Source organism: Sphingobacterium corticibacter, from assembly GCF_003076635.1.
In the GTDB taxonomy this organism is placed as follows: domain Bacteria; phylum Bacteroidota; class Bacteroidia; order Sphingobacteriales; family Sphingobacteriaceae; genus Sphingobacterium; species Sphingobacterium corticibacter.
On sequence record NZ_QDKG01000010.1, the window covers coordinates 1 to 5895 of the forward strand.

At 34.4% G+C, this 5895-nt stretch carries 5 protein-coding genes; 4 read left to right on the top strand and 1 reads right to left on the bottom strand.

Annotated elements, in window-relative coordinates; genetic code table 11:
• Positions 1–684 precede the first annotated feature (684 nt).
• The 4 genes from DC487_RS17075 (at position 685) to DC487_RS17100 (ending at position 3397) form a co-directional block, all read left to right on the top strand.
• A complete protein-coding gene (locus tag DC487_RS17075; protein ID WP_116777193.1) occupies positions 685–1116 on the top strand; it encodes a hypothetical protein in 432 nt (143 codons plus the stop codon).
• Between the two features lie 11 nt (positions 1117–1127).
• Entirely contained in the window at positions 1128–1640 is a 513-nt protein-coding gene (locus tag DC487_RS17080) for a hypothetical protein (protein WP_116777194.1), read from the top strand.
• 490 nt (positions 1641–2130) lie between these two features.
• Positions 2131–2550: a hypothetical protein gene (locus DC487_RS17090; RefSeq protein WP_116777196.1), complete on the top strand. Its 420-nt coding sequence runs from the start codon at positions 2131–2133 to the stop codon at positions 2548–2550.
• Positions 2551–2893: 343 nt separating this feature from the next.
• Positions 2894–3397 carry a hypothetical protein gene (locus DC487_RS17100; protein WP_116777198.1) on the top strand — a complete coding sequence of 168 codons (504 nt, stop codon included), beginning with the start codon at positions 2894–2896 and terminating at the stop codon, positions 3395–3397.
• A 785-nt stretch (positions 3398–4182) separates the two neighbouring features.
• Here the strand turns inward: DC487_RS17100 and DC487_RS17105 are convergent.
• Entirely contained in the window at positions 4183–5685 is a 1503-nt protein-coding gene (locus DC487_RS17105; RefSeq protein ID WP_116777199.1) for a PAS domain-containing sensor histidine kinase, read from the bottom strand.
• Positions 5686–5895 lie beyond the last annotated feature (210 nt).

The following is a 5895-nucleotide window of genomic DNA, read 5'->3' on the forward strand; positions in this document are numbered from 1 at the left end:
ATGAACTTGTATAGTTCAAGCAGGATTATAAAATTGCAGTGTACAGTACAATTAGGATTAACAAATAGCATGTATAACCAATTCAGGATTTATTAAGCAACCTGTATAGGTATTTTAGGATAAGACATTAACCTTATCCTTACTGAAACTGTACTGAGTCTATACTATATAAATACTAAGAACGTACGTATGGATGCCGATAAAACGCGTATGAATTCCTAAGCAGACACGGGGCAATGGCGACTATTGCAAATACTAAAACACGGGCAACTACAAGGTAGACGCTTCTAGTTCACACTCCGTTAAATACACAGGCGAGTCTAGCGCATTTAGATATATCTTACATGGAAGGAAATCCCTATTTATGTGATACAAACTGCTATCAAGAGAAATGCAAGAAAAGAGCCATTCATACAGAGAACATACTTCAAATACAATTAAAACATAGTAAGATACTGAGAAAATATTTTGTTACACCATAAGAGAAAATCACTTTAATTATTTCTTAATAAAAACATTTTAAACATCATTACACTATAATTTATGAAAAATTTTATAATATAATGTATAAAGTTTGCTAAATATGATTAAATTTAATCTTTCGCGCACTATATTTAATTTCAGATACTTTCATTTTTTTAAGACGTAAAAATTATTTAATTAAACATTATAATTTACAGTAAAATGAAAAATATCATTAAAAAATTTTTTATAGCACTAACGAGCAGTGTTATATTCACCTTCTTATGGTTCATAGACTTTAAGGACAATCAGCACGGGATTACCAACTACTATTTTAATTCTGCGCAAGCTCAACAGGGCAATCCGCAAACATTCACTTTTTCGTTAATTAATCCTCCAAGATCATCTATCGACATGGCATTTGGTGGAGGGCAACGTGTAGATGCTTCCGCACGAAACAACAATGTAATCGGAGCTTCTCTAATCTGGACTGAAAATAGATTTGGTCGTAATATTTATCAAGGGCTTATGCTTCCTGGACAAGTTGCTACATATGTAGACGGAATATTGGCCACTAACCCCAGATACAGCTACACAGGCTCAACAGCTTCTAGCACGGCTTCTATTGGTTTTACATATACTACAAGACTTTAAATTTTACTAATATGATGAATTTTAAAAGCATTATAGGCGGTACGGCCGTACTGGTATTACTGGCGATTTCGTGTCAAAAACCAATTGAGGAAGGCACTATCCCTGATGAGAAGCAACTTCTAGAAAATCCAGAAAGTGCAGTACTAGCTCGAAAGCTGATAAAGAATAGTGATGAGGTGGACATCAGTCTTGAAGAGATTCAAAGTTTCCAAAATAATCTGAACAATAATGAAGATATTGATGGCCCAGTTTTTGGCAAATTCCGAGCTGTATTATATAGATTCTATAAAAACATAAAAATTGAAAACGGACAAATGGTCCCAATAAAAACATCAGCAAAGGAAGTTGGTATATCTCCAACTATTTTTAATTTTTATATTAAAGATATGGAACGGCTTAATAAAGAGGTGAAAGCTATGGGAATCGTCAAAGACGATAGCAGCATGGCGAAGCAAATCGAAGAATATCTTAACGCATTAGTGGATCCAACATTTGGAAATGATGTCTTTTTAAAGTCACATTAACTTTAATAAACATCTCTTTCTAGTGCTTAGAGAATTTCGATTACTGTCTAGTCCTGAAATAGGTTGACCATTTTTTATATCAAATTTGACAAAAAGCCTTGAACAATCTAATAACTGTTCAAGGTTTTTTTATACGTTTTAATTTTTACATTCTGCTGTGCATGCATTTGTATTGGTGTTAAAATCTTACAACTCAGATGCGGCCTTAGGTAATGCAGTTTTCTGATGCCGATCTGAGGCATGAGACATCTATATTCAAGCACTAGATGCTTGACCTTACTATACTCGGTAAGTAAAGCATATCGATGCTGCTTTTGCTTGAAATAAGTTTGTTTAGCAAAGCCAAACAATGAACAAAAAAGCCCTAACTTTCGTTAGAGCTTTTTTGTCTGCGAGGCTGGAAGGATTACATCTGAGCTTATTTAAAACCATATCATCCCGGAAATAAAAGTCTTCATATCTTTAGAAACACACACAGAACAAACATAATATGGAACAAGAAGAACAGGATATCATCTTGATGTGTATTGATTTTGCTCAAAAGGCGGATGAACTAGAGAATAAGGGCTTCCACGATCGCTCTTATCAAGAGAACGGCTTCGTAGAAGACTTCAACACATTATTCGATCAGTATGCTTATGGTAAACAAAATCGAACGCTCTCTGGATTAAATTTTCAGCAGCCGCCGCGATATGCATCGATAAACTCTTCCAGCAGCAAGAATATCGAGCAACTATCAAAAGCAAGATATCAAGTAACCTTTCTGACAGAACCGAAGTGGCAATCCATTCGCTTTTTAGTGGATAAAAAGGCCGGTGCATGGAAAATCACTCGATTTGAAACCTATCTCGGCATTGCCAATCATGGGAAAGATGTGGGCGAAGAGATCTGGAGAAAACATAAGCTTTGATCCAAGCCATACTAACGACAAGATGGCGAAATCCTAACCAGACATTCTTAGGAAAGAAAATTTCCCAACCCAATAAACTACTAGCATCCGTAGATCTAGCGCGATTTAATTTGTATTTTAGTTGGTATTAAATGCAAAACCATATGGAATAGTATTGGAAAACAGATTTTACAACAAGCCGAATAAAGAAAAATTCAAAATTCAATTCTTAATTGGTTTAGGAGCTTTCCTAGCTATTTCTTTGTCGATTTATGTTTCATGGATCACAGGCATTTATTTACTTCCTCCTCTCATTTTCATAATTACGGTATCCATAATTGCTCCTTTTTAAGACGTGCCTTCGATGGCTGCTCAAGGTAATCTGAAATACCACTCAGCACTTTTTCTTTCCGAAAAGCCTAAAAACGGAATACTAAGAATACACGGAGGCACCTTATTCGATTATGTATTCGTCATCAATGGTAAGCTAAATGGAAAACAACGCACAGATTTCATTATCCATCAGTACCTCCAAGGATTTCTGAAATTCATTGAAGAACATGAACGAGGTTATGACGATAAGCTTCTTATTCGAGGAACCAGCTATATTATGAATAAGAAAACAGCCACAAAGTTGGGATTTAAGATTGTCGAAACCGATTTCATCCACAAATTGCTATTACTCTACAACGTCGTCAATATCTTTTTATCGTATTCTATAGCCAAGGGGAAACTATCCTTCCCCAACCTCCGGCAGACCATCACTTTTGAGGCAACGCTTGGTGAGCTTATTAAGCAAAAACCTTATATCCAAGAATTGATTAGTAGATTTCAGAGTCAACACAAAAAAAGCCCTAACTCTCGTTAGCGCTTTTTTGTCGGGGTGGCAGGATTGCTTCAGCCACACTTACCCCAAACACAATCCCTGAAGCTCCTGCGGATCGAACCAAGGTTCTCATCTGCCAAACCCCCAAACACAAAAAAAGCCCTAACTTTCGTTAGAGCTTTTTTGTCGGGGTGGCAGGACGAATCCAAAACCACTCAAAAACCTGTTTATCAACACCTTAAAGAATGAATAAAATTATTACTCACCTTATTGCTCACCGTTTAACTTTGACAACTAAGTTAAATATTAATTTTCAAAATCATGAAATCATTACCTATTTTTAAAACGAGTATTATTGGCCGTAATATGATCAGATAAAATTTCAGTTAAATAACCTTTACAACATTCGAACGGGGAAAATTTAAAATTCCATTTTTTTTGTGTCTTATCAGGTTCTAGTATACGCTTAATAATTCCCCTTTTCTGATTTTGAAAATCCAATAATTTAAAATAAGAATCCCAAAATGCAGACTGTATATTTTTAATATCTCGGTGGAATTAATCCATTTTGAATTGGCCAAAACAAACCATTTTTTTCGACTATTATCCCACATTCAACCCTCTTAAAATTCGCCGTCTTATCTTCAAATAATAGAAAATTTTTTAAATACTAAGAAATTTAATTCAATACTTTATGTTAAATAATTAGCCCAAATGATGCTCGAACTTCAACGCTTCTTAGAAAAAATAATTTACAGCGTCTATCTAGCCGCTATTGCGTAAGTCATAAGGAGAAAATATGAGTTAACTCCGCAAGATCTACCTTACTAAATTGATAGAGGGATGGTTAAATTGAAAGTTGAACCATGACCTACTTTACTTTCTACCCATATATTTCCTCCATGTTCAATTACAATCTGCTTGGAAATAAAAAGACCTAATCCTGTACCTAAATATTTATGCTCGTTCTCAGGAACACGATAGAACCTATCAAATATTCTTTCCTGATTCTCTTTAGCTATGCCTATGCCAAAATCTGTTATTGATACTTTCGCATAATTTCCAACTTGACCAATATGTAACTTTATGACAGTTGGTTGCCCTGAATATTTAATTGCATTATTTAAAATATTGTTTATTACCCGACAAAGCTGCAGCTTATCACCAAGCAATAAAAGATCTAAATTCCCACTCACATCAATTTCTGCCTCCTTATGACTCTTTTTTATCCCGTTTATCGCCATATCTATAACGGTCGCTATTTTAATAGGATTTTTTGATTGTGTAAAACCTGATGCAAGTGCAGAGACCTCTAATAAATTAACGAATAAGCTATTTACATTATCTAAGGAATCAATGGATTGCTGAAGTCGAATCTCAACACCTTCTAGATTACCTTTTTCAAGCATTCTCTGCATCAATTGTAAATTGCCTTTTACTACAGTCAAAGGCGTCTTTATTTCATGACTTGCTATGGCAATAAAATCTTCCTTCTTCTGATCAGTTATATATTTTTCTGATATATTCTCTAGGGCTAATAGTATCCAATTTCTATACGTACCGTCTAAAGTGATTTGTGACGCATTTAATAATAATCGTTTTAATCCAATGTATGGAAAATCATGTTCAACTTCAAAGTCTTCAAAAGGATTATTTGATGGTAATATATTATTTAAAAGATCTATAAGTTTTGGAATGTTCCACGCTCCATCTAAAATATAATCTAGCTTTTCATCCTTAAGATCACCAGCATTTACCTTAAAAAAATGCTCGAAATGCTTATTGACAAGCACTATACGTAAATCAGGATCCAACACAATTAGACTTTCTCGAATAGTCTCGACAATTCCCTTTAAAAATTGTTCATGTTCTTGCAATTCTTTAGTGTGATCTAAGATTTTTTTTTCGAGATTCTTACTTTCAAGAATTAATGTCTGCTCAGCAACCTTACGTCGGGAAACATCATTTTGCATACCAACGAAATGAGTAACAGCACCACTCTGGTCGTAGACTGGAGAAATGGTTAGTTCGTTCCAGAACATAGATCCGTCCTTTCGATAATTTCTTATATCAATTTGAGATCCCTCACCTTTCAAAATAGCTTCTGAAAGAATTTTATTAGCTTCTTGATTACGATCATTTTTTTGAAGAAATCTACAATTGCGACCTATAATTTCATTTATACTATACCCTGTCATATCAGTAAATGATTGATTACAATAGATAATAGGATTATCGGGCTGCGTATTGTCTGTAATTACGATTCCATTACTAGAGGCATTTAAAGCAGATTCAAGCATCTTGCTTAAGGCATTGTTATATTCGGACATCTGGAATTGTATAGTTGATACATAAATTTCATAAATAGAACTCTTTGACAACGCAAATGTTTCATTATTTTGTAAGTGTCCCAAAAAAACAGACAGCTTAAAACTGAACTACAATGTTTAAATTTAAGTTGAAAATGAAGAAGACACGTTTTACAGAAACCCAGATTGTCCGTGCCCTTAAAGAGGGTGAAGAAGGACGTAGAGCAGAAG